Here is a 26,202-nt window from a genome sequence, read left to right as displayed (position 1 = left end):
TGGAATCACAATATGCTATTCCTGATGAAAAGGGATCGGCTCTGATTTATATAATTTATATTCCAAAATGGAATGATATGAATGGATAAGCTCAATGAGTAACCCTGCAGTACCAGGCATTGTCTTTGCGTAATCAGATGTTTTAAGGAGCTAACGAACCACAGTGTTGGGTGAAACCCACAAATGTGGCTGATCTCACGTCAGTTACAGTGCCTGCAACTATCCGGGTTGTTCATGCGGATAAAACGGGGAAATACCAATGAGTTTGCCATTTCAATATTATGTCGCAGAGTAGAATATTCTCCGGTTTGCCGGCAGTTGGGCCACATTCGGAGGTGTTTTTTCTTAAATAATAACTCCAAATTTGAAACCTCACCGGTTTAGCCTATCCTTGATAGGTAGGTGATAATTAAGGTGTTTATGTTTTAAGGAAAAAAAATGCTAAAAATAAAACGTAAAAAAGTTAAACCAATGCGGCTAAAGGACGTCACGATAATCGATGACGCCCGGCTAAAAAAAGCCATCACGGCGGCCGCATTAGGTAATGCAATGGAGTGGTTTGACTTTGGAGTGTATGGATATGTGGCGACAGTATTAGGCAAAGTGTTTTTCCCTAACGCCTCTCCTGCTATCCAGATTATTGCTGCTCTGGGGACTTTCTCGGTACCTTTTATCATTCGTCCGTTAGGTGGGATGTTCTTTGGGGTGCTGGGCGATAAATATGGCCGGCAAAAGATACTGGCGACCACCATTGTTCTGATGACTCTCAGTACCTTCTGTATTGGTTTAATTCCCTCATATGCCACTATCGGTTTTTGGGCGCCGGTATTGCTGTTAATCGCTAAGATGGTGCAGGGGTTTTCTGTCGGTGGCGAATATACCGGTGCGTCGATCTTCGTGGCCGAATACTCCCCGGACCGAAAACGCGGTTTTATGGGGAGCTGGCTGGATTTTGGTTCACTGGTGGGGTTTGTGTGTGGCGCCGGAATTGTCGTACTGCTGACCACTATGCTGGGGCAGGAAGCCTTTAACGAATGGGGCTGGAGGATTCCGTTCTTCCTGGCATTACCGCTGGGATTAATTGGCCTTTATCTGCGTCATGCTCTGGAAGAGACTCCGGCATTCCAGAAACATGTGGATTCACTGGAAGAAGGCTCGAAACAAGGACTGAGCGAAGGTCCGTCAGTGCCGTTTAAAGAAGTGGCCCGCAAACACTGGCGTAACCTGGTCTCCTGTATCGGTATAGTGATTACCACGAACGTCGCATATTACATGCTGCTGACCTACGTACCGAGCTACCTGACCCACGATCTGCATTACTCTGAAGACAGGGGCGTACTGATTATTGTGGTGATTATGCTGGCAATGCTGTTTGTCCAGCCGGTGATGGGCCTGCTCAGTGATAAGTTCGGTCGTCGTCCGTTTATCGTTATCGGTAGCATCGCAATGGTCGTCTTCTCCATTCCGTCATTTATGCTGATCACACACAACAGTCTGCCGGCGTTATTTTTCGGGTTGTTAATTCAGGCGGTGATACTGAACTGCCTGATTGGGGTGATGGCGGCGACTCTGCCTGCATTGTTCCCGACAGAGGTGCGTTACAGTGCGTTGGCCAGTACCTATAACATTTCTATCCTGGTCGCGGGTATCACCCCGACGCTGACCGCCTGGCTGGTAGAGGTGAGTGGCAATCTGTATATGCCGGCTTTTTACCTGATGGTGGTGGGTGTTATTGGGGTGGTGACCGGTCTTTCGATGCGCGAGACTGCCAACAAACCGCTTTATGGAGGCACTCCGGCAGCTTCTTCGCTGGAAGAAGCGAAAGAACTGTTGCAGGAACACCATGATGGTATTGAACAGCGAATCGAAGATATTGATGAGCAAATTGAACAGTTGCAGATTAAACGTCGTAATTTAGTCGACCAGCATCCGGATATCACTCATTAAACCAGACTAACCGCTGTCTCCGGACGGCGGTTTTTCCCCCTTGACACCTGAGTTTCTGCTACGGGTTGTTTGCATCCTCACAGAGAATTCTCAGTTCTCATCAAATCAACGTCTTTTCAGTCTTGCCGGGCTTAGGAAATCATGAGGTTGAACATCCAATTTTTCAGCCACAAAACTACTGGCATCTCCTGTGACTGAAGCTCAGGCGACTGGTTCGGTTATCACCCTCTGAGATACACTACAAGCTTTCTCAGACCACACAGCAGGAATATATGACCGTTTCTATTGGAATTCTGGCCGGCATGGGGCCACGATCGACCGCACCTTTTATCGATATGCTGGTATCTGAATGCCAGTCGCAGTATGGTGCATGTTTTGATATGGACTTTCCACGGATGCATATCATATCTTTGCCAACCCCATTCTGGCCTGGCCAGCCTGTTGATGATCAGGCAATGATTGCTGCCTTACGTTCAGGAGTGAGGGAGTTGGTGCAGGCCGGAGTGAGTTTTATTGCGGTTCCATGCAATCTGGCACATAACTATTTCAGCGAAATGGAACAGGTTGCCGGAGGCATTCCGGTGTTGCATATCGCCGCAAGTGCCGTGCAACAGATACCGCCGTCTGTGAATTATGTGACTTTACTGGCGACTGAACCCACTCTGGATGCAGGGTACTGGCAGCAAAAATTGCTGGCTGAGGGTAAACAACTCTTCGATACCCCGCAGCTACGCACTCTGACGACCGCGCTGATCACCAGTATAAAACAGCAGGGTTATCAGAATGAGACCGTCAGCAGGCTATGGCAGCAGGTAACGGATCTGATTGCGGGAAATCACAGTGGGGCGGTTCTGATCGCCTGCACCGATATCAGTCCGTTGCTGGATAGCGGCGAATATCCGTTTGTGACTATCGACAGTGCAGCCAGTCTGGCGAAGGATGTTGTCCGTCGCTATCAGCAACAACGTCAGGTCGAGGGCAGGACTGACTAAGGGCTACCCCGGATTCATCCTTTGACGCAGACGGGCAGAGCGATTATTGAAAATACTCGGTGACCTCACGGATAAACAGCTGGCATCGGCTTTCTTTAATGCGCTGCGGGTCACAGAGCAGGTTAAGTGGTCGTTCCGGGACAGGAAAATTCTCCAGCACCGGAATTAATTCACCACGCTGTAATGACTGTTCAAGGCCTTTCTCATAGCCGATAATTATCCCGTTGCCTTTCACTGCAGCGGCCAGTATCGCCCCCCAGTCATTAATAACCAAAGGGCCATTCACAGTGACCTGAATAATTTGCTGCCCGCAGTTAAATGGCCACTCGTGGGCCAGCCCAGCCGGCCAGGGTGAGAATCCAATGCAATCATGATGTTGTAAATCCTCCGGGCGCTCCGGTGTTCCACGGCGGGCCAGATAGTGGGGGGATGCACAGGCGATAAACCGGTAGGGAGTCAAGGGCCTGGCGACGTAACGCAGGTTTTTATCTGGCTCACCAATCCGGAACACGAAATCGAAATATTCCGCCGCAGGATTGATGATGCCGTCACTCAGTGTCAGTTCAACCTTCATCTGCGGATAGCGCTGCAAAAACAGACTCACAAAATCGACCAGGCTGTAGCGACCAAATGAGACCGGAGCATTAATACGCAATATTCCTGAAGGCGTATCCGTTAGACCGCTGGCTTCATTGTCGGCCTGGTCCACAGCGTCGAGTATCGCTTCACAACGTTTCAGATACTGCTCTCCTGCCGGAGTCAGGCTTTGTGAGCGGGTTGTCCGGTTTAACAGTCGCACAGATAACTGGTGTTCCAGTGCAGTAATGTGCCGGGCAACCATTTGCGGCGACATGGTCAGTTTATTGGCGGCACCAACAAAAGAGCCTCCCCGGGCCACTGCCACAAAGGTTCGCATGCTGGTAAGCTTATCAGGCATTAAACACTCCTGGTTGTTTCTGAACTTTAATAATGGGTATTTTAAATACTTGTGGTGGTTATTATGCTTGGTTTTTAATAAATCAACAGAGGCATATCCAATGAATATTTACCTGGTCACCATGGAACATCCTGAAGGTCCTGAATGGAATACCTTTGTCCGTGAACATGTGTTGTATCTGAAACAACTGATCCACAACGGCACGCTGATAGCCTCAGGTCCGTTGAAAAACACCTCGTTACGGGCTGGTTTTTTAATTTTCCGGGCAGAAAGTCTGCAACAGGTTCGCATGATGGTGAATGCCGACCCGTTTGCGCGGGAGAAACTGATAACGAAGCTGGAAATACAACAGTGGGACCCTCTGTTTGGTCAGTTGAGTACTATCTCCAGCCAACAGACTGTCGGTGAACTACAGGATTTGGTTGATTAGACAGTCTCTGGTGAGTAGTCGCGGGTTCAGCCATAAGTGTATCGCCAACATTAGTGGCCCATCGATAAAATTGTTGTGATGAATGCTGCCAAAACAGAGCTAACCGGTTAAGGTAGAGGTTCTTCCGGCACTGTCCGGTGAGTCAGCCAGGCACCGTCCAAAACTGACACTGCAATGATGATTCATGGAGCACAGAATGAATGATTCGGCGAGACTTGGGCGAATAGCCGCCGTCTTAGCGGTAAAAAATATTCAGCGAGCAGAGCAGTTTTATACTGAAGGACTTCATTTTACCGCAGTATTTAAGAATGGTCACCCGACAGGTTTTATGATTCTCAGGCGTGATAATGCTGAATTACACCTTACCCTCCAGCCATTTCATAAAGCAGTTGCCTATCCGGTGGCGCATCTGCTGGTGGATGATGTCGCCGCATTTTATGAATGCTGTCGTCAGGCCGGTGCAAAAATCATTAAAGGTGTCCAGGATAAAGATTATGGGTTAAGGGCATTTGTTTTTGCTGACCCCGACGGAAACCGTATTGATGTGGGGCAAATTTTGTCGGAAAGAGACGATGAACAGACAGACGGGTAGCCGAAACTGGCTCGTCTGCCTGATATATGAGCTTAACGGTGTATGGCGGCAAAGACCTCACTGACGGCTTTAGCCCCGGGGTCAATATGTCCCTGCAGGCTGTCAGCATTCAGATAAGCCGATCGTCCGGCCCCGGCTTTACTCATTTTAGCCGTGGACTCTGCGCCTTTTCGGGCGGCGGCCACGACTTCATCCCAGCTGCTATCTGCGGCCATGGCTTCAAAGGCCGGTTGCAGAGCATCAATCATGGTCCGATCTCCGGGACGAGCCCCACCATACTCTTTCATCTGTTCCAGCCCTTTGAGGAAAGCTTTTCCGGGATTTTGCTGCGAATCATAACCCTCTGCTGCCGCGGTAAACAGTAGCGATAACAATACACCGCCGGAGCCTCCCATGGGGGTAGTGATACTTTCTCCCAGCCAGCCCAACAAAGCTGCGGGCTCATTGAGCGGTAACTGTTTATCCTTCAATGCCTTAAGAACGTAACGGGCACCGGTGGCCAGAGTACTGCCAGTGTCGCCGTCGCCTACATGACTGTCGAGAGTGTTCAGTGCTTCTTCATTATCAATCAGTGTCTGGCAGGCCGATTCAAGCACTGCGGCTATGTCGGAATTATCAGAAGGAGTGACTGCCGTATTTTCCGGTAAGGCTTGCGCCTGCTGCCAGTGCATTTCAGCGGGTGAATAAAGCGGTGACCATCCTGAGACGGCGACCGGCGCTTTGAGAGCTTCTTCGAGTTCGTCATTCAGTGGCAGAACCGTCAGTGACACGCCCTTCATGTCCAGTGCGCTGACCAGAGTTGCCGGCCCCTGTAACAAGCGAACACGTTTACCCAAAGGTGAGGCCAGCAGGTGCTGGCTGAGTAATGCCAGTTCCAGTACCGAAAATCCGCCGAGATTATTAATCATCAGCAGTAAGTCCGATTTATCACCAATATGCTCTAACAGTCGTTTTGTTATCTGTTCGCAAATTTCACGGCTGTTCTGGGTATCAAGAGTGGCTACACCATGTTCGCCATGAATGCCCATCCCAAGCTCACTTTTGCCGGCAGGTAGCCTGTCGTTGTTCTCTGCTCCCGGCAGATGGCAGGAAGAGAGAGCAACACCCAGAGTTGCTATTTGCTTTAACGCTGAGCGGGTTTGGCTGGCGACTTCCTGTAAGGAAAGACCCTGACTGGCGGCATAACCGGCAATTTTATGGGCTAAAATAGTACCTGACAGGCCACGAGGCTGGGGATTATCCGGGAGCGCTATATCGTCTTCCACCAGAACGGTTTCTACCTTATAGCCCAAAGCTCTGGCTTTCTCTGCTGCCAGTCCGAAATTCAGGCGGTCGCCGGTATAGTTTTTAACAATCAACAGACATCCGGCATCGCCAGTAACATTAATAATTGCACTAAGAACGGCATCTACCCCGGGGGAAGCAAAAATATCACCACAAATGGCCCCGGTCAGCATCCCTTTCCCGACAAAACCGGCATGCATTGGTTCGTGACCAGAGCCTCCGCCGGACAGTAATGCGACCTGCTTTTTATCCCAGTCATTGCGAACAACCACCCGCAACCCCGAATCTGTTTTCAGGCGGGTTAAGTTTGCATGCGGGCTGGTACGAATAATGCCTTCAATGACAAGGTCAATGAGGTTTTCTTTACTGTCATAGAAAAAATGACTCATCGAAATCACTCCTTAATAAGATAAACCGCGACCCTAAGTGTGAGCCAGTTTATCTCAGACATTGGCACGACGAGCTATTAGTGTGACATGCATCACATAATAATCGATGTGGAGCTTGTGTCCTGAAACAGGAAAAACAGGAATCAGTAGTTAACACGGGAAGGGAAAAACTGGCCAGCCATGAGCAAAAGTGCCAGATTCTGGAAATTATGGGTCAGTCCCGGACTCCGGCGTTTTTCCCGCCGGAGGTTATCTGGTTGCTAATGGCCGGGTAACCCGAAAACGTGTCACAGAGATTGATGATTGGCCTGAAAGACCGATTTTGGGTATGATCCGCCGCCTGAAAGGGAGTGAACCGGATGATATCTGAAATCAACGATACCTTTATTGCGCCGCCTTGTAAGCAACAGATAGAGATTCTCTATCAGGATGATTCTTTACTACTGATTGATAAACCGGCCGGGTTACTCAGCCTGTCAGGGAAAAACCCGCAAAATCTGGATTCGGTACATTACCGACTGGTGAAAGAGTATCCCGGTTGCACTCTGGTGCACCGGTTGGATTTTGGCACCTCCGGGCTGATGGTGATTGCCCTGAACAAGTCGGTGAATGCGTTACTCTGTCAGCAATTTAGTCAGCGTTGTGTGACTAAACATTATCAGGCACTGGTCTGCGGGCATACGGAGCAGAGCTCCGGCACAATTGAAGCGGCAATTGCCAGCAACCCGGCGTTATTCCCGCGCATGAGTTTGTGCCCGGAGACGGGTAAACCTGCCCGTTCCGGGTATCAGGTAGCAGAGAGGGAGTTTTTCATTACGCCGGATAAAAAACGTCTGCCGGTCACCAGGCTACGGCTGTTACCCGAAACGGGAAGGACCCATCAGTTACGTATCCATTGCCAGTATCTGGGACACCCGATTTTGGGCTGTGATTTATATGGCGGAAAAGAGTGGCCTGGTACAGCCAAAATTCCACGACTGATGTTGCATGCCAGCCAACTTAATTTTGTGCATCCGGTCACCTTACAACCGATGGTTGCCCGCAGCACCGTACCTTTCTGACCAGGCCTCAGGCGGCCCGGCCAGATATAATGTCTTAGACCTTACCACATCAGGTCATCAGGGATTTTAAAATCTGCGTAGGGATCATCTTCATCCGGTTCCTGATCACTAACCGGACTGTTCAGGACGATATAATCAGCATCGCGCTGGGCAATTTTATCTGCCACGATGGCCGGGATAATCGCATATTCGCTGCGGTTATTCTCAGTAATCAGCCGTGCGATAGCCAGCCGTCCCTGAGTCAACTGGGTATGTGTTTTATTATCCACTGACAAATTTTTGATCAGATTGTTGTCGGTGAAATTAAAGCTGACCGGGCCATCGGTTCGCGGAATCCTGTTCATTTCGATCAACTGACGAATTTGCGCCTTATACTCTTTAGACTGTGCTGCCTGCTTCTGTTGCTCACTGAGTTGCCTGTCACGCTCCTGCTGTGCTTTTTTATTCTCTTCAACCGCTTCTCTGGCTTCTCTGGCTTGTACCCGCGACTTTTTTGCAGTCCGTTGTACTTTTTCCATTTTCTTGCTGCTGACCAGTCCGGCTTTCAGCATCTGTTCCTGTAAGGTGAGTTTTGTCATTCTGTTTCCTGAACCGGTTAATGGGTTTGCCGGAGTATATCGTTAATTTGGCTGAAAGTGGTGATTTTGAAGACCTGATGGCCGGAGCCTTGCGGGGAACAGTGGGGGAATGTCTGACATAGCAAAGAAGAGGAAAAAAATCCCGCCGTAGCGGGAAATGGATTATAGGCAAACTGCAATATTTGTTCTAAACGACTTTTCCGGTTAAACGAGGATTAACCGGTATTGCATTGGTACGACCAGGTATCCGGGCAACAGTTCCCTGCACACGTAAGAAAATTAGCGTCAGAATTACGTTAAGTTATTGATAACGAATCACAGCGACCATTGCGATGCTATCAATCTGACGTTCTGCATTGGCCAATTGTCTGCAGTGTAATTAAGGGTAAACCTGCTGTAACCCTGATACCCGAAGGGTTATTATATCAGAATTACCCGTATGATTGGTAACTGACACGAATAGAAAAATGCGTGGTGACAAATTACTGTAACCTGACTATAGGATGATTCACAGGTAGCAAAAAAAAGGAAAATTTATGTTAGCAAAAATGTTTTTACACGGGCGTCATTGTTACGTCGCTGTCACTGAGATGACAGAAATCGAAAATGGCCATCTGACCGCCGGGAGTAAGGAGTTTGTGGTCAAACTGGCTAATGGTATGCAGGAAAAAGTGATTATGCGGGGCGACAGCCTTGCGGGTATTGATAATGGTTGTATTCGCCTGGGCTAAGTCTTTCCTGTAAAGCAGTAAGCAGTAAGCAGTAAGCAGTAAGCAGTAAGTAGTAAATAATAAACACCGTCATCGTAATGAGCTCTGTCAGATTCGCTGGCAGGCTCTGAGCAATGTCGAATTCTTTCCGGCGTTGAGCCCAACCTTAGCGACCAGTCATGTAAACCGCAGTCAGCGGAAAAAACTCTGCTTAATTATCTTTTATCATCACCGGATGATTGACTGTACTGTACTCATTCGTCTTTGTTGCGGGCAAAAAAAAGCCCGCGGTCAGCGGGCAAAGATAACTGGAAGCAATGTGAGCAATGTCGTGTCGAGTAGTTGATTAAAACAGTCAACTATTCGACAGAGCTAAAGATAGTGGTAATGATTCTCAATTGCAACCCCTGAATATGTGTGGATTATCAAATTTTTTAAAATATTTCCAAAATTGTTGCGGGCTGGCCATTAGGCGAAGGTTTGTCAACGGACTTCCAGACTCACCCGGTTAACTTTTTCTCAGCAGGGGGACTTAACTCCGGTATATGAATCCCGGGAGTTATGGAGTTGATGTGGTATCGTAAGCCACCACCCGGGCAACCAGTTGCGGGATTTGTTGCTCAGAAAATACCTCGATACCATGGCGGCGTAACAGTGTCGCTGCAATACCACTGCCATTGATTTGGTGCCCGGAAAAATCACCACAATAAATTTTTTGACTGCCGCAGGTCGGGCTGCCATCGGCCAGCAAAGCATAACGACAGCCTGTCTGTTGCGCTACCTGCAGTGCCAGTCTGGCACCTTTAAGGTATTCCCGGGTCACATCCTTACCATGATTTTCCAGAATCACCGCATTTCCGGACAGGACATCTTCGCCTTCACCCCCGCAGATCTCTGCCGGAAGTCGTGGCGTCGGAAGTCCGGCGGCCTGTTCCGGGCAACAAATCACCAGGCGGTTCTCCTGCCTGAGTTGTTCCAGCGCATCAAGGACGGCCGGTTTATCACTGCCGTCATAACGAACCCTGAAACCCATCAGACAGGCGCTTACCAGTATTTTACTCTTCATCATTATCGGGCAACAATTTGCAGTACATAGAGCAATTATGCCGGGCTTTCAGTAAAAGTGGCAGGTTATTTGATGACTGACCGGAAACAAAATTAAAAAACCCCGGGGTATCACCCGCGGGGTTCTGGCATAAAACAGATGCTGTATTAAGAAGTTATCTTAAGCAGCGCAAGCTGACTTACTTGCGACCAAGCAGATAACCAAACACTACGCCGATAGCCGCGGCAATCGCAACACCGGTGTAAGGTTTGTCAGAGACCTGCGTCTTAATGGTATCCGCAGCATCACGTACCGCATAACTAGCGTGTGATGCGTACTTACGTGCGGCTCCTTTCAAAGAATGCTCAGGTGAATCGGTAATGTCACCGTAAGCTTCCTGTGCTGCACCTGCCAGTTCTTCAGCTTTATCCTGAATTTTACCACTCATGCACAACTCTCCTTTGATTGACTGTTATATCAGATGTTTTTAAGTATAGCAGAGGAATTTTTTCTTACTGCTGAACCGGAATTTTCTGAGGACCCGGACAAAGGCTCATTACAGGGTCTGACCTCAGCGTACCAGTTCACCTTCGACCAGACCGGCTCTGACGATAGTCACTGCCGGGATTTGCAGGGCCTGCATATAGCCTTGTACCAGCAATAAATTACTGACATCGGTTGCTCGATAATCACCTTTAAGCTGACTGTCATCTTTATTGACCTGTTGTTTTGCCAGACTGGTCAGTTGCTGCAGGGTATAGCTGTTCGGTTTTCCTGGTAGCTGATCACGTAGTGAATAATCATGAACACCACCAATCCCCAGCACTTTTTTACCGGAAATCATCCGTTTCATTGCTGAATCCACATCATTGCTGGCATAAAAACGGACAAATTTCAGCGCACTGTCGGCATAATTCCCGACAGGATTGGGTGAGCTGTCAGCGGTTAAAGGCTGATTCTTCAGCAGACTGACGATATAGTTTTTTAAAGTGACGGATGCCAGTTTTCCCTGATAGATATACGGAACCTTTTTACCCTGTTCTTCGGTCCAGGTGGTCATCTGCATCGATGCTCCGCCAATATCCCAGACCAGAATATCCTCATCCCGAATATCCGGTTGATGTAATGATGCTTTAGCGGATGCGAAACCGAGCAGAGCTTCCTGTTGTTGGCTAATGATTTTTATTCCTGCCCCGGTCTGCTGATTCAGCCAGTCTATGGTCTGCGGTCCGTTTTTAGCACTCCGGAATACCGCGGTTGCGACACCTGAAACAGAAACCGGATGGAAACGGCGGATGTTTTTCATTTCGGTTTGCAGGGCAGACAATCCCTGCTGTATCACTGCCTGTGGCAGACGGTTATCGTCAGCATGCATCAGGGCATCGTTATAAGGTATGGCAATTTGTTGCTGATAGCGCATCTTCATAATCTGATGGCGGCAGATATCTACATCCGCGACGGCAATTTTGCTGGAACCTGAGCCTATATCCAGTGCTGCACGGGTTTGCAGACAACCGGCATAAACCGGCAGGGTAAACATTGCTATTAAAGTAGTAAGGCAAAACAGTGTCATTTTGCGATATACGGACATCGGCAAATCCCGTGAGATTCTCATAGAAAACTTTACTACAGAATATGTCAGGCAGTGCAGAGGATTACAATGCCGTAACCGGCGGATTACTCAGTGCCAGGTGCAGGACAAGTCCAGGTAATCATCAGGTTTTGCGGTGCGTTGATTAACCGGAAACGGTAATTACCCAGCCGCTGGGCATAATATCCCTGAGTCGTCACAGAAGAGGGGGTGTAACGCTGATCGTCCGTGGACGAGAGCAGGCCACTGTCAATCCTGACAGACTGCTTGCTGATAGTGAAATGCGTCACCTGGTCAAAAATCCATGCATCGGTTTTACCAAGACTTTTGCCGTACAGGCTGGCCACTTCACCGTCACACAGCCGTCCCTGAGGGCGTGAAGCACAACCACTTAGCAGAATCATAAACGCAGCAATCAGCAGATAACGCATAACATCACCTTAATCCATTGCGGGTAATCATTATCATCACAAAGGCTAAGCATAACATTGTCGCCTGATGACTGGTGAGAGATTGTCGCTACCGGAGTTATTTTTTTATCGCTCCGGATGACGGCGGATGGGTAATCTCGCGTTGCAACCAGTAAAAAATCACTCCACAAATGTATCGCTGGCTGGCAGAGCTAAGTGGCTGATGGGCAATGATATTATGCCATTTTTCCAGGCAACCCCGGCAGCAGGTCGCTGTAGCGTGCTGGGCAATAAAGACCGGATGACCACGCATCGGTGTCTGCTTCCCGTCATTTACGGGTTCGGCATCTGACAACCTCAGCCGGACAAAATCAGCAGCATGTTGCATGATAACATCTGCACCTTTATCCATGCAGTATTGCCTTTCTTTAACCCCCAGATGAAAGCGGCTGCGGAACGGAGAACCCGCCAGCCTGCGGAACAGTTGTTGATGGGTGTTCATCGGTTGGTATCCCTGCAAATAGTGTGTATAGCCTGTCATTAATTTTATTATGTTGTAACGTCCGTTGATAGTGTCAGCAAATCATCCTGGTTAGTATTGGTTATCACCAGTAAAATTCACTAAATCTCAGGATGAGGCATGAAAACACTGATTGCCATGATTGCTATCACAGCCGGTATTGCTTATTCACAGACTGCTGCAGCTTATGCGGCGCCAGATGATGGAGATGAATTTCAGATTTCTTGTTCCGGGCGTCCAACCATGACGATTGACCGTGCAGAATACGGGATCTCCACGCTTATGTGGGGAGATGATAATTTTCAGATAGCCGCGGGTCAGGATCGCATGCGGCTGCAGGATGGCCAGCCGGTATCAATTACCTTATTTCGTAATGGTGACCAGCTCATGGTGGATAACGCCACAGGGGATACCTTTTTTGTGTATGCGGGCACGACGAAGCTGGTACCTTGTGAAAGAACGGATACCCGGCCAGATCCGTTACTGACGCTAACCCCCTGGAATAAGGACATGGCCTCCGGACAGTCTGTGACCGGATGAAGTCATTGGGTTTTATTTTTGGGGAGCAGGACCTAATACCGGATAGTGGCTAAGAACCAGCGTCCGCGCAGTGCCGATGCTGTCAAGCCGGGCAAAGGCGCCAACGGGCAAGGTAACGGTTTCCTGCTCATGACCAAACTGCAGACCATCAATAAAGGGGACACCACTTAACTCCTGCATATACTGCCAGACAGTGTCCAGACTAAAACCATTATCATAGTCGGACAACGCTCCACCACTGAAGCTACCAGTGATGACTGCCTGCTGACGCTGCAAAATGCCCGCATGCCACAACTGCAACAGCATCCTCTCTATTCTGAAAGGATGTTCATTAATATCCTCGATCAACAAAATACCATTATCAATATCTGGCATCCAACGAGTCCCGGTCAACGATGTCAGCATGGCCAGATTCCCGCCCCACAGCACGCCTTCGGCGCTGAAATCTTTTTGTATATTTCCCGACCAGTGGATGGTATAACTTTTTTGCCTGAGGAGTTTCCAAAAATGCTGCAGAGTGAATTCTGAAGGCGGACTGGCACCAAAATTGCCTGCCAGCATCGGTGAACTAAAGGTAATTAACCCGCATTGTGACAACAGTGCCAACTGAATGGCGGTGAAATCGCTGTGACCACACAGAGCTACAGGTTGGCCGGTTAAACGTTCAGCCAGTGCAGGGTAATCTATATTTGTCAGCAGTCGGCTGGCACCGTAGCCACCGCGCACCGCCAGGAGTATATCCGGTAATTCCCGGCAGTGTGCCAGTTGATTAATATCTGTGACTCGTTGTTCATCAGTTCCGGCGAAACGCTGAAAGCGCCGTTGGATAACAGTGTCGTTTTCCAGCCGGTGACCGGCATCCCGTAAAAATTGTAAACCGCGCTCTGCGGCCGCCTGGTTAATGCAGTATCCCGAAGGGGCGATCAGTCGAATCGTATGGCTGGCAGACATAACTCTAACTCTGCAGGAGATAAGCAAAACAATAGACTCATCATGGCGAAAACAGCGGCGGAAGTCACGCCTTTCAGTGAACGGTGAATTCAGACAAACGGTAATTTTACCGGCAGGAGAGTTCTGTATCATAGGCGACGCAAAATTATCAGGATAAAGATAACGTGAAAATAAAATTTCTTGTGCTTTCTGCCTTATTTTTGGCAGGGTGCGCCAGTGAGCCGCCGAAGCAAGTTGTTCAGCAAAAGTATACGCCGTTAATTCAGGCACCACCTTCCAAAGTACTGGCCAATACAAATGATGATTGGTCCCTTTTCACCGAAGACGCTGCCAGTCATTATGGTGTTGATGAACGTTTAATCAGCGCCATTATTAGTGTCGAGTCCGGTGGAAATCCAAATGCTGTCAGCCGTTCTAATGCCATAGGTTTAATGCAGATTAAAGCGTCCACCGCAGGGCGTGAAGTTTACCGGGTACAAGGTAAGCGTGGGCAACCCTCCCGCAGCCAGTTGCGAGATCCGGCAGTGAATATTGAAATTGGTACCGCTTACATCAAAATCCTGCAAGATACAATTCTTTCCGGTATCCACAACCCGGTGACATTGCGATATGCGACCATTGTTTCTTATTCTAATGGTGCCGGGGCATTGTTACGAACGTTCTCGTCGAACCGTGACAAAGCGATCGCCATGATTAATGATATGACCCCACAGCAGTTCTACCGCTTTATCGAACGTAAACATCCCGCGACCCAGGCACCGCGTTATCTCTGGAAAGTCACCACGGCTTACCAGGACAGCTAATATCTGTCTGTCGGCTGACTGACTTTAGCCGGCAGGCAATTTTGTAACCCGCCACGGTTTATCTCGTCTTGTTGTAGGTTTTATGACCGGAAAATTGTTCGTTTCATATTTTTCCCCGGGCTTTTTACGCTAAAAAGCTGACAGCTTGTGAAAATGTACTACGCTAAATCACAGATAACCTGAAGGTTGTCTCGCTGGTTTAACCACCAGACGTTGATCTGTTTTACGTTATCCGGATTTACTTAACGTCATCAAATGTAAGGAGCAGTTATGGGTATTATTTCATGGATCATTTTTGGACTGATCGCCGGTATTTTGGCTAAATGGATTATGCCAGGTAAAGATGGTGGCGGTTTCATCATGACAGTGATTTTAGGGATTATTGGTGCGGTAGTCGGTGGCTGGATCAGTACGCTGTTTGGTTTCGGCAGAGTCGATGGCTTTAATTTCGGCAGTTTTGTAGTCGCCGTCATCGGTGCACTGGTAGTGCTGTGGATTTACAAGAAAGTCAGAGACTAACTACTGACCAGAGAAGATACCTTAACGAGGCATAAGAATTACGGCTGAAACTGCCGACATTATCGTCACTCAGGTATCAGGGGCCTGTGCTATGGCACAGGCCCTTTTGTTTTATCTGTCTCCTGTGCGACTCCCTGATGTTTATTATCCCCCCTGGCGGGAGAATCGCCGGTTATTGCTGAAAATTAACACGATAACTGATAACCTTAGTTCTGGTCAGGGTATTTCTGTCGCTGGCAGAGCCCTGAAATCATTGAAATCTCCCTGTCATGGTCTTGTCTTAGTCTGAGGTTTACGGTGAACCGGGACATTACAAAAGGTCACTCTGCTGAATGCCATACCAGAAATTAGCTCATGGAGTGATGCAGGGAGGCAGTGCAGTGACAAGGAATAATCTCCGGACTCACCGGGACTCTGGAGTTTCACCTGTTTTCCGGGCTATCCCGGTGCTGATAAAAGGAATAAGTCATGTACCCTGTTGATCTTCATATGCATACTGTTGCCAGTACTCATGCTTACAGTACGCTTCATGATTATATTCGAGAGGCGAAATCGCGCGGTATTCGTCTGTTTAGTATCACCGATCATGGTCCGGATATGGCTGATGCACCTCACTACTGGCACTTTATGAATATGCGGATTTGGCCGAGAATGGTAGACGGAGTAGGAATATTGCGCGGAATTGAAGCCAATATTAAAAACCGCCAGGGAGAGATTGACTGCACGGGCCCGATGCTGGGTGCCCTGGATCTGATTCTGGCCGGTTTTCATGAGCCAGTAATGGCACCGTCAGATAAATCAACACATACAGATGCCATGATAGCGACTATCTCTGCCGGAGATGTGCATATTATCAGCCATCCGGGTAACCCGAAGTATCCCATCGATATTGCTGAAGTAGCAAAAGCGGCAGCAGCCAGTAATGTGGCTCTGGAAATCAATAACTCTTCTTTTATTCACTCACGGCCAGGCAGTGAACCTCAGTGTCTGGCGATTGCTGAAGCGGTTGGCAACGCTGGTGGGATGGTGGCGCTGGGTTCTGATTCGCACACTTCATTTACTCTGGGCAACTTTGATCAGAGTTTACGGATTCTGAAACAGGTGGATTTCCCTGAGCAGCAGATTCTCAATACCTCGCCGCGTAAATTACTGGATTTTCTTGAGATGCGTGGCGGAAAACCTATCGAAGAACTGGCTGATTTAAGCTGACAGAGATTTAACTCCCCTTAGGCATACAGGAATTCCGGGGTGAGTGCCGGAGCCTGCTACAGATTGTTCGGTTGACAATCATCGGCGAGCGACTTTAAATACCGCGCCTAACCACTGCTGTCCGCGACTGCCAGGCTATTTCTCTGCATAGCGCCAGAGGCGGGCAGATTTATCTCCCACAGGAAGCTAGACTGATGAATGAATTTTCACTGATCTGCCGTATTCTCGGCTCTTTATTTAACCGGGCTCCGACTGATCCGGTGATACAGCCGCTGTTGAGCCTGCTAAGCGAAGGAAAACTGCAGCAACAATGGCCGCTGGAGCAGGACGACTTGCTGGCTGTTTTACAGAAAAGTTGTGATTTACCTGCGCTGGAAGAAGACTATCGCGCATTATTCAGTGGCGAACATCCAGCTGTTTCGCTGACAGGCTCCGACTGGGAAGATGGTCCGGAAGAGCTGGAAGTCAGAACTTTCCTGCAACAGCGTGGCATGCCACTCAGTGAAACTCCGGCGAATCAGTTTGGGGTATTATTGCTGGCAACTTCATGGCTTGAAGATCAGTCAGAACAGGATGAGTTCCTGGCTCAGGTCACGTTATTTGAAGAGTATCTGCTGCCATGGTGCGGGGCTTTTCTGGGTAAAGTGGAAGCGAATGCGCATACCCCGTTTTATCGTAGCCTGGCTGGGCTAACCCGTGGGGCGATTCAGGCGATGTATGAAGAACTGTCTGAACAGGCCAACCGTAATCAGTACGCACCGGACAACACAGAACAGCCTTAAATGGTGGAAGCCGGCTCAGGGTAATGAGACTCTGCCCTGAGCCAGGCCCTATGCCTATCGTTGCGCCCAGTGATGGGTACAGCGATAAACCCAGGCGGGTGGGACGTTTTTAAGCACTCTCTGGCGTTCCCAGGTAAAATACCGGGAAAGATCGGACTGAGTAAGCGAAGTGTATTGAAACTGCACGAATACACCACCGGGTGCCAGTGTTTTATGGACGGCAGAAAGGACGGCGTGACGAACTGGCGGATCCAGTGACAGCAGTGGCAGGCCTGAAAAAATCACATCATACTGACCCAATAACCGTTCTGCTGATTTCGCATGTACAGTAACCCGTGGATCATTAATCATGCGTAATTTTCTGACCAGCGGCGGACTTATTTCAAACACATCAATTTCTGCATCCGCAGACATATGCTTAAGCAATACTTTGGTGAGTACGCCATCTCCGGCCCCCAGTTCGGCCACACGACCTACGTCCTGCCAGTTGGCAGCAGAAGCCATGGTTTCACACAATGCGATTGAAGACGGGGTAATACTGCCCACTTTCCGTGGGTTACGAATAAACTGCTGAACAAAACCTGCCTTTGAACGAACCAGACTAATGGCAGATGCTAGCATGCAGACCTCCATGACCAAGTTAACTTCTATAACTATGTACCCGATTCGCCGATAAAGTGCCTGTATTCATCCGGAAACATAACATTATCAGAATAGTCTGCAACTTCTCATTGTGCGATATCAATGCTAATCAGCGTTGGCATTTTTTTAACACAGAATGGCACGGCCTTTAGGCGGGTAATTAGTTCCTTGCTTATGGATATAAGGAAAGTGTTTTTATTACTTTTCATGCATAAGTTTTGCTTATTTCTTGGTTGGGCTCGCTGGCTACTCCCCGCATAATCCCTGGCTAACATCACCAGTCTAAGTCGTTTGTCCGGCTTGCCAGGGCTGCTTTTTTGTTCCGGAAACGAGCTGTCCGGAATATAAATACAAAATAACTGATAATTCCGGGGGTAATTAATGAAGAAAACGTTGACGGCATTATTAATGCTAAGTGGTACATGGGGTGCAGTACAGGCTGCTGATAATTACCCGTCAGAAGTCAGAGTTGCTTATAGCGGCGGCTCTCAGGTAATTCTGCTGGCGAAAGCCGACGGTTCACTGGATAAAGCACTGCACAGTAAAGTGAAATGGGTCCAGTTTGCCTCAGGTGCTGATGCTCTCAATTACTTTGCCAGTCATTCTATTGATATTGCTAATTTCGGTTCCAGCCCAGCCACTGCAGGAATTGTACAGAAACTGCCGATTGAAATTGTTGGGGTTTCCGGAGTGATTGCCAGCTATGAACGACTGATTGGTAAACCGGATGTGAAAAGTCTAAATGACCTCATTGGCAAGCGTGTAGCTTATCCGCCGAACTCAACTTCACAATATGCGCTGGAAGCGGCGATTAAGGTCAGTCATCTGGATCGCAGTAAAATAACCCTAATCCCGCTGCGACCTGCAGAAATGGTTGCGGCCTGGAAACGCGGTGATATCGACGCCGGCTATGTATGGGCGCCTTTTGCGCAGCAACTGGAAACTTCCGGAGGCCATCAGGTCTACCAGACTAAGGATCTTCAGAAATCTGGATATCTGATTTATAACAACTATGTTGTCAGCAAAGCCTTTGCAGAGAAATACCCTCAGGAAGTCGTCGCCTTTCTAAAGGTTCATCAACAAAAGGTTGACGAATTCAGGGCTGACCCGGACAAAGCCGCTGCGATTGTCGCTCAGGTAGTGGGTGCCCCACTGACCACAGCCCAAAATACACTGGGCGGACTGGAGTATCCTTCGCTGAAAGAACAGGGCACCGCAGCATGGCTGGGTAATGGTACAGAGACCTCGGACAGTGAAATTGGTAAGGCTCTGACTAAAACCGCGAATTTCCTGGCAACCACCGGGGATATTCGTCAGCGGGATATTCCGACCAACTGGGACAGAGCGATTAACTCATCATTTATTCGTCAGGCAGCAGAAGCGAAAAGCCAATGAAACGCGGAAGTTACCGGCTAATCAGCCTGGTCAGTGTGTTTTTTTTCTTTGCGATCTGGCAACTGGCGTCCATCAGAGGATGGGTGGATCCGTTGCTGCTGCCATCACTGAAAGATATTGCGATTACTGCCGGAGAATTAGCCACGGAGGGATACCGGCAGGTTTCACTGTGGCAGAGCATTACAGTCAGTCTTGCCAGAGCGTTGAGTGCTTTTGCTGCATCGGTAGTCATTGGTATTCCGCTTGGACTGATGATGGGAATTTCACCGTTGTTATCGGCTATTCTTAATCCGTTTGTCCAGTTCCTGAGGCCATTACCCAAGATTGCGTTGATTCCGTTGGCGGTTGTCTGGCTGGGGATTGGTGAGGCCTCCAAATTCTTTTTGATTTTTATTGCCACGGTGCTCAGCATTATCGTTGGCGCCGTTTCTGCGGTTGAGAAAATAAGTCCGGCGCATATCCGGGTTGCCAGGACACTCGGGGCTACGTCCCGACAGATTTTTATGCGGGTGATTTTGCCTGAAACATTACCCGATTTGTTCACGACGGTACGTTTATCGATTGGCATTGGCTGGACATCATTAATTGCAGCCGAAATGGTCGCAGCGGATTCCGGCCTCGGTTGGATGGTGATTAATGCAAGTTCTTACCTTCGTACCGATATTGTCATGATAGGTATTTTGCTGTTGGGTGGTGTGGGATATGCACTTGACCTGCTGTTACAGAAACTGCAACAGGTTATGGTGCCATGGGCAGGAAAAGAGTAATGACTGATCAAATTGTAATTGACAGGGTTTCACTGCAGTACAGTACACAGGCCCATTCTCTGACAGTGTTGAAAGAGGTCAGTCTGTCGGTAAATAAAGGTGAACTGGTGGTACTGCTTGGCCCCTCTGGCTGTGGTAAGTCCACTATCTTAAATTTATTGGCGGGCTTTATTCAGCCTGATCAGGGGAAAATCCTCTACCAGGGGCAACCGGTACGTAAACCTGGCCCTGAACGGGGTATGATTTTTCAGCAACCTAATCTGTTCCCGTGGCTGACAGTGCTGGAAAATGTCACTTTCGGGCTGCGGTTAGGCTCGCATAACAATGATGAGGTTAAACAGAAAGCCGAAGAATGGATTAACAAGGTAGGACTGAACGGGTTTGCACATCATTATCCCTGGCAGCTTTCAGGCGGTATGAAACAGCGGGTTGCCCTGGCAAGGGCCTGGGTAGCACAACCAGAAGTGTTGCTACTCGACGAACCTTTCGGGGCTCTGGATGCACAGACCCGGCTGATGATGCAGGAACTGTTGCGCAATGCCTGGCTGGACACCGAAACAACCCTGCTGTTTGTCACACATGATGTCGATGAGGCAATTTTTTTGGCAGACAGGGTTTTGATCATGTCGGCCCGACCAGGAGAAATTGTTAGTGACATCCGACTGCCTTTTAGTCGCCAGCGGGATATAGACACTCTGGCGGAAAGTGAAGAGTACCGGCATATTCGTCAGCAGATATTGCATCAGGTCCGTACTGAAGTCAGAAAGCATCTGAATCCGTAGGAAAAAAGCCGCCGGTCAGCTCAGCCTGTACCGGCGGCAGGTAGGTTATTTAAAGAACATGACCGAAACACACACAACACCAATAATCAGCACCAGCAGATTCGCCACAGAACGGTATGGGCGTAGCGCAGGCACCAGCCAGCAGGAGAGTGTCGGCATAATAAACAGGATGAGGGCGATCAACGGACCACTAATGGCATAAATCATCGATAACGCGTTTGGGTTCATGCAGCAAACGATAAAGGTGATCGCCGAGACGATAGCAACTGACAGACCGCGGCTCAGTTTTGCTCCCGGATGATATCCGGCTTGTTGGGCAGCGGAGGAGACCAGTTGGCTGGCACCTTCGATCACACCAAAATAGGTGCCAAGGAAGGATTTTGACATTGCGACCACCGCCACAATAATTCCTGCAATGCTCAGCCAGCCCGCAGAAGAGGGCATCATTGCCAGTGCAGAGAGAATGGTCAGACCCTGTTGTTTGGCCTGCAACACATTCGACGCCGGAATCGACATAAAACAGCTGAATACAAAAAACATCACGCTGACAGTAATAATCAGGTAGGCAACTTTCATGATCTTTTTGCATTTAGCCATAGCCTGATCAGCATATTTTTCGCGTTGTGCCACGGCAAACGTCGAAATGATCGGTGTATGGCTAAACGCAAATACCATCACGGGAACAGAGAACCAGATATCATGCAGCGTGGAGGGGGTGTATGTCAGTCCGGAAGTGAGTAGTGAAGGCTGCCAGTGGCTGCTGAGGTAAATCGACAGAAACAGGAACCAGGCAATCAACGGAAACACCAGAAGACCCATGACTCTGATGGTCACCCTGCGACCGGTCAGAAATATCAGATTTAGCACTGCCACGACCCCCAGACTTAGCATCACCCGGGTACTTTGCCCGACCTGCATATGCTGCGCCAGTTGTTCTGCCAGCGAGTTGGTAATGGCCACCGCATAAATCAGGATAACTACAAAAAATGCAATGAAATACAGGCCAGAGATGAGATTTCCTACTTTCTGACCAAAAAATTGCCGGACTGCCGCAGTGATCCCATCCTGATGAGGATCACTTTGAGATGCCAGAATGAACTGGCACAGCGCTTTATGCGGCCAGTAGGTCAAAGGCCAGGCGAGCATTGCAGTCAGGAATAACACAATCGCACCAGCCGAACCTAGCTGAATAGGCAAAAATAACGTGCCGGCGCCAACGGCAGTTCCATATAGTGCAAAACTCCACAAAGTCTCTTCTTTTGACCAAAATTTCATCATTGCGCGGTAATTTCCACCAGTTGACTAATAAAAAGTGGCTTAATCTATCATAATAAATAGTGATATGTTAGCTGGGTGAGTCAGACATAAATGTAAGGGAAAAGGTTATTTACCTGTGTTTGATTCCCCGACAGGTTATTTATTGACTTATCCCAGCGATAAGCTTGTCCGGCAGGCTATAAACAAACAGTAATAAATAAAAAACCAGTTGCGACACGCCATGAATTTAATTTCCGATATAATTGCCTGCCGGGCATCTGCCTTAAATCGATACTGAGTAAACGGCCTGTCTGTGGCAGCGGAATGCAGCTGGCGTAATTTGAAGAGGAAATGATATGAAAATCTGGGCTCTGGGTGACGCGGTAGTCGATTTGCTTCCTGTCGGAGATATGCGTTATCAGGCCTGTGCCGGTGGTGCGCCTTTTAATGTAGCCGTCGGTGCTGCACGTCTGGCCTGTGACACCGCTTTTATTGGCCGTGTCGGTGAAGATCAGTTTGGGCGTTTTCTGCAAAAAACACTGGAAGAGCAGGGCGTGGATGCCGGACATATTGTCCGTGATGCCGCCCATCGAACCAGCACGGTGATGGTTGAACTGGATGAAAATGGTGAACGCAGCTTTTCGTTTCTGGTCAATCCCTCGGCAGACCAGTTCCTGACTACCGATGACCTGCCGGTTTTTCGACGTGATATTCTGCACTATTGTTCACTGGCCCTGGCGGCACCGTCCTGTCGTGAAACCACCAAACTGGCGGTAGGGCGGATAAAAGCGCAGGGTGGCTGGGTCAGTTTTGACCTCAATCTGCGTGAGCAGATGTGGACTGACAAGCAACAGATGCGCACCATTATCGAACAGCAATGTATGAATGCTGATATTTTAAAATTGTCAGACGAAGAGTTGTTGTGGCTGGCAAATGATGACAGCACACAGTGGCAACAGGCACTGGAAACATTGCAACGTTTTCCCGCGACCCTGAAAATAATTACCCGTGGCAAACAGGGCGGAATAGTGATTTATCAGGATAAAACGGTCATTTTCCCGGGCTACAATGTGGAGAGCATTGATACTACTGGTGCCGGAGACGCATTTATGGCCGGATTATTGGCCTGGCTGGCGCGACACGGTATGCCTGAACACTCCAGACTGAGTTTAATGATTTCTCAGGCCAGCGCTTGTGGCGCACTAGCGACGACCCGTAAAGGGGCAATCCCGGCATTGCCTACGCCGGTACAGTTGAACAGTTTTTTAAATGCTTCTGGCCTGCTTTCTGCTACCAACGCCTGACTGGCAGTAGATTAATTTCCTGTTACGGGTAAATATACCGCCAATATCAGGCCGGGTAGTTTATTACACTGCAATCAGCCGAAGTATTGTTCTGCATCAAACATGCTGAGAACAGTTCTCATTATAGTTCAGTTGGTAAATATTATGGCTGAATAAGGACTGTTTCTATGCCTGTACTTCCCGGACAGCGCTATCTTATCTGTGCTTTTGATCCGCAAATACCACCGGCTTTCCGGCAAAAGCTGCTATCTCTGGGCCTGTTGCCGGGAACCCGATTCCGTGCTGGGCGGATAGCGCCGTTGGGCGATCCTCTTGAGATACATACTGACAGCCTGACGCTGATGCTGCGGCAAAGTGATTTACGCTTACTGATGCTGGAACCCTGTGCCGGGGATTCCGGGGGCGGTAAACCATGATCCGGGAACCCTTGACTATCGGGCTGGTGGGTAATCCAAATACCGGTAAAACTACCCTGTTTAATCAACTGACCGGTTCCAGCCAGCGTGTTGGCAACTGGGCAGGGGTCACGGTAGAACGTAAAGAGGGCTTTTTTGTCACGGCAAATGCACTGGTCCATTTGGTGGATTTACCCGGCCTTTACTCGCTGACTATGAGTGCGACAGAAGCTGCGGTGGATGAACAAATCACCACACAGTTTATTGCCGGCCAGCAGGCGGATGTGCTGATCAATGTGACAGATGCCAGCTCTTTGCAGCGGGATCTTTGGCTGACATTACAGCTACGGGCTACCGGTATTCCCTGCATCATAGTGCTAAATATGATGGATGTTGCCGGGCAACGTTCCATAATACCGGATACACGGTTACTGTCACAGTTACTCGGCTGCCCGGTGATCCCCATGATTTCTACCCGCAGTCAGGGGACGGCGCAGCTTAAGTCTGCAATTGACCATCTGCAACGCGGAGCGGTGCAACCCTTACCTGCAGATCTATTGCCGGTGCCTGATGAGATTCAGGAGTGGGTAGCTCAGCTGGCCGCAGAAATTAAGCCGGAGTTTCAGCCACCGCTGCGTGACTGGCTGGCGATGCAAATTCTGGAAGGGGATATCGTCGCCCGTCACTGCCTGAACGATCTTGTAGGGGAACAGGGATTTCCCGCCCCGTCGAAGAGTGAAGCCGTGGCATTGCAACTGGCGACGATGCGTCAGCAGGCAGGGCAGAGGATCGCCGAACAGGTGATAGCACAACAGCAGGCCAAACCGCATCGTCTGACGCAAATTCTTGACCGGATAGCCATGGATCGCATCCTGGGGATGCCTCTGTTTCTGTTGATGATGTATCTGATGTTCTTCCTGGCAATTAATGTGGGTGGGGCATTACAGCCTGTGATCGATCAGGGAACGGTAACACTCTTTATCCACGGAATATTATGGCTCGGGCAGTTTATGCCATTCCCGGAACCACTGACTGAGTTTATAGCCTATGGACTGGGGGGCGGGATTAATACAGTTCTGCCACTGGTACCGCAAATAGGCATTATGTATTTTCTGATGACCTTTATGGAAGACAGTGGCTATATGGCCCGGGCCGCCTTTGTAATGGACAGGCTGATGCAGTGGCTGGGCCTGCCGGGGAAAGCCTTTGTCCCTCTGATTACCGGATTTGGCTGCAATGTCCCGGCGGTGACTGGCACGCGCACCCTGGATTCTCCGCGGGAAAGGCTGATGACTATGCTTATGGCACCCTTTATGTCATGTGGTGCCAGACTGGCCATTTTTGCGGTGTTTTCCTCACTGTTTTTTAAACAGCAGGGCGCGCTGGCAGTATTTTTATTGTATCTGACAGGCATAGTGGTGGCGTTACTGACTGGATTATTGCTGAAATATACCTTGCTGAGGGGCGAATCCCGGCCCTTTATCATGGAACTTCCACTCTATCATTTGCCTCACTTTAAAGGCCTGTTACAGCAAAGCTGGCAACGGTTACGGCAATTTGTCTGGCGGGCGGGCAGAGTTATCGTGCTGTTTAGTCTGTTGTTGAGCGGTCTGAATAATTTCACCCTGCATGGCGAGCTGGCAGGGCCAGGCAAGCCCCCTGCATTACAGACGGTGGGTCGTTTTCTGACGCCATTACTGGGGCCGATGGGGGTCAAGCCCGATAACTGGCAGGCGACTGTCGGGCTGATTAGCGGTGCGATGGCGAAAGAGGTTGTGATTGGTACCCTGAATACGCTCTATACTTCTGAACAGAAAGATTTTAACCCGCAGCAATTTGATCCTCTTGCTGAACTGCGTGACGGCTGGCAGGAAACTCTGGATAGCCTGTCATCGACGTTGAGTGCCGGAACTCTGGCTAATCCGTTGCTGGCCAGTCAGGGAGATGCGGAGGCAGACAGTGGGGCTGCCGTACTGATGCAGCAAAAATTTGCCGGCAGTAGTGGCGCATTTTGTTATCTGCTGTTTGTCTTGCTGTATGTACCCTGCGCATCGGTTATGGGCGCCATCAGCCGCGAAAGTCAGCGGCGCTGGATGTGGTTCTCGGTGTTATGGGGGCTTAGTATCGCCTGGTCGGTGGCGACACTCGGCTGGCAACTTTGTAGTTTTAGCCAACAGCCGATAAAGGCGACACTGATTATTGGCACGGTGCTGTTGTACAACCTGTTGCTAATTGGGGGGTTATCACGTTGTCGGCCATCTTTGCTGAAAACTCAGATGCCGGCCAGTCATTGTCGTGGATGTGAATCTGGGTCGACCTGTCACTGATTATTTTCCGTATCTGCCGTCATGTTCGGCAGTTTTTTGTTAC

Annotated in this window: 28 protein-coding genes; 17 read left to right on the top strand and 11 right to left on the bottom strand. The window is 49.2% G+C overall.

All coding sequences use genetic code 11. The annotated features are described in order from the left end of the window. Positions 1 to 438: 438 nt before the first annotated feature. Together proP and B3Z23_RS10005 are read left to right on the top strand one after the other, a co-directional pair. Positions 439 to 1,947 (top strand): glycine betaine/L-proline transporter ProP, encoded by a 1,509-nt coding sequence (gene proP / locus B3Z23_RS10010; RefSeq protein WP_294907586.1) that lies wholly within the window; start codon positions 439 to 441, stop codon positions 1,945 to 1,947. Positions 1,948 to 2,219: 272 nt separating this feature from the next. Beyond that, on the top strand, positions 2,220 to 2,939 hold the full coding sequence (locus B3Z23_RS10005; RefSeq protein WP_294907583.1) for an aspartate/glutamate racemase family protein: 720 nt from the start codon (positions 2,220 to 2,222) through the stop codon (positions 2,937 to 2,939). 43 nt (positions 2,940 to 2,982) lie between these two features. Here B3Z23_RS10005 and B3Z23_RS10000 read toward each other — a convergent pair whose 3' ends face one another. Further along, positions 2,983 to 3,876 carry a LysR family transcriptional regulator gene (locus B3Z23_RS10000; protein ID WP_294907580.1) on the bottom strand — a complete coding sequence of 298 codons (894 nt, stop codon included), beginning with the start codon at positions 3,874 to 3,876 and terminating at the stop codon, positions 2,983 to 2,985. A gap of 100 nt (positions 3,877 to 3,976) precedes the next feature. Between B3Z23_RS10000 and B3Z23_RS09995 the strand changes: the two genes are divergently transcribed. Both B3Z23_RS09995 and B3Z23_RS09990 read left to right on the top strand, forming a co-directional pair. Beyond that, positions 3,977 to 4,306: a YciI family protein gene (locus tag B3Z23_RS09995; protein WP_294907577.1), complete on the top strand. Its 330-nt coding sequence runs from the start codon at positions 3,977 to 3,979 to the stop codon at positions 4,304 to 4,306. A 196-nt stretch (positions 4,307 to 4,502) separates the two neighbouring features. After that, a complete protein-coding gene (locus B3Z23_RS09990; RefSeq protein ID WP_294907574.1) occupies positions 4,503 to 4,898 on the top strand; it encodes a VOC family protein in 396 nt (131 codons plus the stop codon). A gap of 32 nt (positions 4,899 to 4,930) precedes the next feature. Here B3Z23_RS09990 and B3Z23_RS09985 read toward each other — a convergent pair whose 3' ends face one another. Continuing rightward, positions 4,931 to 6,571: a dihydroxyacetone kinase subunit DhaK gene (locus B3Z23_RS09985; protein ID WP_294907570.1), complete on the bottom strand. Its 1,641-nt coding sequence runs from the start codon at positions 6,569 to 6,571 to the stop codon at positions 4,931 to 4,933. A gap of 362 nt (positions 6,572 to 6,933) precedes the next feature. On the opposite strand from B3Z23_RS09985, the gene B3Z23_RS09980 reads away from it, so the two are divergent. Further along, entirely contained in the window at positions 6,934 to 7,632 is a 699-nt protein-coding gene (locus B3Z23_RS09980; RefSeq protein WP_294907724.1) for an RluA family pseudouridine synthase, read from the top strand. 41 nt (positions 7,633 to 7,673) lie between these two features. Here the strand turns inward: B3Z23_RS09980 and B3Z23_RS09975 are convergent, their stop codons facing one another. Further along, positions 7,674 to 8,210 (bottom strand): DUF2058 domain-containing protein, encoded by a 537-nt coding sequence (locus B3Z23_RS09975; protein ID WP_294907567.1) that lies wholly within the window; start codon positions 8,208 to 8,210, stop codon positions 7,674 to 7,676. A gap of 536 nt (positions 8,211 to 8,746) precedes the next feature. Here B3Z23_RS09975 and B3Z23_RS09970 point away from each other — a divergent pair. Beyond that, positions 8,747 to 8,941: a hypothetical protein gene (locus B3Z23_RS09970; RefSeq protein ID WP_294907564.1), complete on the top strand. Its 195-nt coding sequence runs from the start codon at positions 8,747 to 8,749 to the stop codon at positions 8,939 to 8,941. A 538-nt stretch (positions 8,942 to 9,479) separates the two neighbouring features. On the opposite strand, the gene B3Z23_RS09965 is transcribed toward B3Z23_RS09970, so the two are convergent. The 5 genes from B3Z23_RS09965 to B3Z23_RS09945 all read right to left on the bottom strand — a co-directional run bounded on the left by B3Z23_RS09965 (position 9,480) and on the right by B3Z23_RS09945 (position 12,468). Next, positions 9,480 to 9,986, bottom strand: coding sequence for a DUF523 domain-containing protein (locus B3Z23_RS09965; RefSeq protein WP_294907722.1), 507 nt, complete (start codon positions 9,984 to 9,986; stop codon positions 9,480 to 9,482). Between the two features lie 178 nt (positions 9,987 to 10,164). Further along, complete coding sequence (locus B3Z23_RS09960; protein ID WP_038020224.1) at positions 10,165 to 10,413, bottom strand: DUF883 family protein; 249 nt, start codon at positions 10,411 to 10,413, stop codon at positions 10,165 to 10,167. A 123-nt stretch (positions 10,414 to 10,536) separates the two neighbouring features. Further along, positions 10,537 to 11,556, bottom strand: coding sequence for a Ppx/GppA phosphatase family protein (locus B3Z23_RS09955; RefSeq protein ID WP_294907560.1), 1,020 nt, complete (start codon positions 11,554 to 11,556; stop codon positions 10,537 to 10,539). Positions 11,557 to 11,642: 86 nt separating this feature from the next. Beyond that, the gene (locus B3Z23_RS09950; protein ID WP_294907557.1) at positions 11,643 to 11,987 is read right to left on the bottom strand and encodes a hypothetical protein; all 345 of its coding nucleotides are present in this window, start codon (positions 11,985 to 11,987) and stop codon (positions 11,643 to 11,645) included. 97 nt (positions 11,988 to 12,084) lie between these two features. Then, positions 12,085 to 12,468 carry a DUF4186 domain-containing protein gene (locus B3Z23_RS09945; protein ID WP_294907719.1) on the bottom strand — a complete coding sequence of 128 codons (384 nt, stop codon included), beginning with the start codon at positions 12,466 to 12,468 and terminating at the stop codon, positions 12,085 to 12,087. A 138-nt stretch (positions 12,469 to 12,606) separates the two neighbouring features. Between B3Z23_RS09945 and B3Z23_RS09940 the strand changes: the two genes are divergently transcribed. Then, positions 12,607 to 13,026, top strand: coding sequence for a hypothetical protein (locus B3Z23_RS09940; protein ID WP_294907554.1), 420 nt, complete (start codon positions 12,607 to 12,609; stop codon positions 13,024 to 13,026). 12 nt (positions 13,027 to 13,038) lie between these two features. Here B3Z23_RS09940 and ldcA read toward each other — a convergent pair whose 3' ends face one another. Beyond that, positions 13,039 to 13,977 carry a muramoyltetrapeptide carboxypeptidase gene (gene ldcA / locus B3Z23_RS09935; RefSeq protein WP_294907551.1) on the bottom strand — a complete coding sequence of 313 codons (939 nt, stop codon included), beginning with the start codon at positions 13,975 to 13,977 and terminating at the stop codon, positions 13,039 to 13,041. A 164-nt stretch (positions 13,978 to 14,141) separates the two neighbouring features. On the opposite strand from ldcA, the gene B3Z23_RS09930 reads away from it, so the two are divergent. The 4 genes from B3Z23_RS09930 to B3Z23_RS09915 all read left to right on the top strand — a co-directional run bounded on the left by B3Z23_RS09930 (position 14,142) and on the right by B3Z23_RS09915 (position 17,290). Next, positions 14,142 to 14,780, top strand: coding sequence for a transglycosylase SLT domain-containing protein (locus tag B3Z23_RS09930; RefSeq protein ID WP_294907547.1), 639 nt, complete (start codon positions 14,142 to 14,144; stop codon positions 14,778 to 14,780). Between the two features lie 270 nt (positions 14,781 to 15,050). Next, the gene (locus B3Z23_RS09925; protein WP_294907544.1) at positions 15,051 to 15,299 is read left to right on the top strand and encodes a GlsB/YeaQ/YmgE family stress response membrane protein; all 249 of its coding nucleotides are present in this window, start codon (positions 15,051 to 15,053) and stop codon (positions 15,297 to 15,299) included. Between the two features lie 468 nt (positions 15,300 to 15,767). Beyond that, positions 15,768 to 16,508 (top strand): phosphatase, encoded by a 741-nt coding sequence (locus B3Z23_RS09920; RefSeq protein WP_294907541.1) that lies wholly within the window; start codon positions 15,768 to 15,770, stop codon positions 16,506 to 16,508. Between the two features lie 194 nt (positions 16,509 to 16,702). Then, positions 16,703 to 17,290 carry a TorD/DmsD family molecular chaperone gene (locus B3Z23_RS09915; RefSeq protein WP_294907538.1) on the top strand — a complete coding sequence of 196 codons (588 nt, stop codon included), beginning with the start codon at positions 16,703 to 16,705 and terminating at the stop codon, positions 17,288 to 17,290. A gap of 54 nt (positions 17,291 to 17,344) precedes the next feature. Here B3Z23_RS09915 and B3Z23_RS09910 read toward each other — a convergent pair whose 3' ends face one another. Then, entirely contained in the window at positions 17,345 to 17,911 is a 567-nt protein-coding gene (locus B3Z23_RS09910; protein WP_294907535.1) for a class I SAM-dependent methyltransferase, read from the bottom strand. Between the two features lie 402 nt (positions 17,912 to 18,313). Between B3Z23_RS09910 and B3Z23_RS09905 the strand changes: the two genes are divergently transcribed. The 3 genes from B3Z23_RS09905 to B3Z23_RS09895 are packed head-to-tail and all read left to right on the top strand — an operon-like array spanning position 18,314 to position 20,876. Beyond that, the gene (locus B3Z23_RS09905; protein ID WP_294907532.1) at positions 18,314 to 19,327 is read left to right on the top strand and encodes a glycine betaine ABC transporter substrate-binding protein; all 1,014 of its coding nucleotides are present in this window, start codon (positions 18,314 to 18,316) and stop codon (positions 19,325 to 19,327) included. Then, complete coding sequence (locus tag B3Z23_RS09900) at positions 19,324 to 20,094, top strand: ABC transporter permease (protein WP_294907529.1); 771 nt, start codon at positions 19,324 to 19,326, stop codon at positions 20,092 to 20,094. The genes B3Z23_RS09905 and B3Z23_RS09900 overlap by 4 nt, the downstream gene beginning before the upstream one ends. Continuing rightward, on the top strand, positions 20,094 to 20,876 hold the full coding sequence (locus B3Z23_RS09895) for an ABC transporter ATP-binding protein (protein ID WP_294907526.1): 783 nt from the start codon (positions 20,094 to 20,096) through the stop codon (positions 20,874 to 20,876). The genes B3Z23_RS09900 and B3Z23_RS09895 overlap by 1 nt, the downstream gene beginning before the upstream one ends. A 45-nt stretch (positions 20,877 to 20,921) precedes the next feature. On the opposite strand, the gene B3Z23_RS09890 is transcribed toward B3Z23_RS09895, so the two are convergent. Further along, positions 20,922 to 22,154 carry an aromatic amino acid transport family protein gene (locus B3Z23_RS09890; RefSeq protein WP_294907523.1) on the bottom strand — a complete coding sequence of 411 codons (1,233 nt, stop codon included), beginning with the start codon at positions 22,152 to 22,154 and terminating at the stop codon, positions 20,922 to 20,924. 335 nt (positions 22,155 to 22,489) lie between these two features. On the opposite strand from B3Z23_RS09890, the gene B3Z23_RS09885 reads away from it, so the two are divergent. The 3 genes from B3Z23_RS09885 (at position 22,490) to feoB (ending at position 26,159) form a co-directional block, all read left to right on the top strand. Next, positions 22,490 to 23,437, top strand: a complete 948-nt coding sequence (locus B3Z23_RS09885) for an aminoimidazole riboside kinase (protein WP_294907520.1) — start codon at positions 22,490 to 22,492, stop codon at positions 23,435 to 23,437. 167 nt (positions 23,438 to 23,604) lie between these two features. Beyond that, the gene (locus B3Z23_RS09880; RefSeq protein ID WP_294907517.1) at positions 23,605 to 23,853 is read left to right on the top strand and encodes a FeoA domain-containing protein; all 249 of its coding nucleotides are present in this window, start codon (positions 23,605 to 23,607) and stop codon (positions 23,851 to 23,853) included. Continuing rightward, complete coding sequence (feoB, locus tag B3Z23_RS09875; protein WP_294907514.1) at positions 23,850 to 26,159, top strand: Fe(2+) transporter permease subunit FeoB; 2,310 nt, start codon at positions 23,850 to 23,852, stop codon at positions 26,157 to 26,159. The genes B3Z23_RS09880 and feoB overlap by 4 nt, the downstream gene beginning before the upstream one ends. Positions 26,160 to 26,202 lie beyond the last annotated feature (43 nt).

This window comes from Tatumella sp. UBA2305, assembly GCF_002345795.1.
GTDB classification, from domain to species: Bacteria; Pseudomonadota; Gammaproteobacteria; order Enterobacterales; family Enterobacteriaceae; genus Tatumella; species Tatumella morbirosei.
Note: the sequence above shows the minus strand (reverse complement) of the source record. Positions and strands in the feature narration are given on the sequence as shown.

Excerpts from the sequence above, each read along its gene's own strand:
- proP (WP_294907586.1), top strand. The coding sequence starts at position 439 with ATGCTAAAAATAAAACGTAAAAAAGTTAAACCAATGCGGCTAAAGGAC.
- B3Z23_RS10005 (WP_294907583.1), top strand. The coding sequence starts at position 2,220 with ATGACCGTTTCTATTGGAATTCTGGCCGGCATGGGGCCACGATCGACC.
- B3Z23_RS10000 (WP_294907580.1), bottom strand. The coding sequence starts at position 3,876 with ATGCCTGATAAGCTTACCAGCATGCGAACCTTTGTGGCAGTGGCCCGG.
- B3Z23_RS09995 (WP_294907577.1), top strand. The coding sequence starts at position 3,977 with ATGAATATTTACCTGGTCACCATGGAACATCCTGAAGGTCCTGAATGG.
- B3Z23_RS09990 (WP_294907574.1), top strand. The coding sequence starts at position 4,503 with ATGAATGATTCGGCGAGACTTGGGCGAATAGCCGCCGTCTTAGCGGTA.
- B3Z23_RS09985 (WP_294907570.1), bottom strand. The coding sequence starts at position 6,571 with ATGAGTCATTTTTTCTATGACAGTAAAGAAAACCTCATTGACCTTGTC.
- B3Z23_RS09975 (WP_294907567.1), bottom strand. The coding sequence starts at position 8,210 with ATGACAAAACTCACCTTACAGGAACAGATGCTGAAAGCCGGACTGGTC.
- B3Z23_RS09970 (WP_294907564.1), top strand. The coding sequence starts at position 8,747 with ATGTTAGCAAAAATGTTTTTACACGGGCGTCATTGTTACGTCGCTGTC.
- B3Z23_RS09965 (WP_294907722.1), bottom strand. The coding sequence starts at position 9,986 with ATGAAGAGTAAAATACTGGTAAGCGCCTGTCTGATGGGTTTCAGGGTT.
- B3Z23_RS09960 (WP_038020224.1), bottom strand. The coding sequence starts at position 10,413 with ATGAGTGGTAAAATTCAGGATAAAGCTGAAGAACTGGCAGGTGCAGCA.
- B3Z23_RS09955 (WP_294907560.1), bottom strand. The coding sequence starts at position 11,556 with ATGTCCGTATATCGCAAAATGACACTGTTTTGCCTTACTACTTTAATA.
- B3Z23_RS09950 (WP_294907557.1), bottom strand. The coding sequence starts at position 11,987 with ATGCGTTATCTGCTGATTGCTGCGTTTATGATTCTGCTAAGTGGTTGT.
- B3Z23_RS09945 (WP_294907719.1), bottom strand. The coding sequence starts at position 12,468 with ATGAACACCCATCAACAACTGTTCCGCAGGCTGGCGGGTTCTCCGTTC.
- B3Z23_RS09940 (WP_294907554.1), top strand. The coding sequence starts at position 12,607 with ATGAAAACACTGATTGCCATGATTGCTATCACAGCCGGTATTGCTTAT.
- ldcA (WP_294907551.1), bottom strand. The coding sequence starts at position 13,977 with ATGTCTGCCAGCCATACGATTCGACTGATCGCCCCTTCGGGATACTGC.
- B3Z23_RS09925 (WP_294907544.1), top strand. The coding sequence starts at position 15,051 with ATGGGTATTATTTCATGGATCATTTTTGGACTGATCGCCGGTATTTTG.
- B3Z23_RS09920 (WP_294907541.1), top strand. The coding sequence starts at position 15,768 with ATGTACCCTGTTGATCTTCATATGCATACTGTTGCCAGTACTCATGCT.
- B3Z23_RS09915 (WP_294907538.1), top strand. The coding sequence starts at position 16,703 with ATGAATGAATTTTCACTGATCTGCCGTATTCTCGGCTCTTTATTTAAC.
- B3Z23_RS09910 (WP_294907535.1), bottom strand. The coding sequence starts at position 17,911 with ATGCTAGCATCTGCCATTAGTCTGGTTCGTTCAAAGGCAGGTTTTGTT.
- B3Z23_RS09905 (WP_294907532.1), top strand. The coding sequence starts at position 18,314 with ATGAAGAAAACGTTGACGGCATTATTAATGCTAAGTGGTACATGGGGT.
- B3Z23_RS09900 (WP_294907529.1), top strand. The coding sequence starts at position 19,324 with ATGAAACGCGGAAGTTACCGGCTAATCAGCCTGGTCAGTGTGTTTTTT.
- B3Z23_RS09895 (WP_294907526.1), top strand. The coding sequence starts at position 20,094 with ATGACTGATCAAATTGTAATTGACAGGGTTTCACTGCAGTACAGTACA.
- B3Z23_RS09890 (WP_294907523.1), bottom strand. The coding sequence starts at position 22,154 with ATGATGAAATTTTGGTCAAAAGAAGAGACTTTGTGGAGTTTTGCACTA.
- B3Z23_RS09885 (WP_294907520.1), top strand. The coding sequence starts at position 22,490 with ATGAAAATCTGGGCTCTGGGTGACGCGGTAGTCGATTTGCTTCCTGTC.
- B3Z23_RS09880 (WP_294907517.1), top strand. The coding sequence starts at position 23,605 with ATGCCTGTACTTCCCGGACAGCGCTATCTTATCTGTGCTTTTGATCCG.
- feoB (WP_294907514.1), top strand. The coding sequence starts at position 23,850 with ATGATCCGGGAACCCTTGACTATCGGGCTGGTGGGTAATCCAAATACC.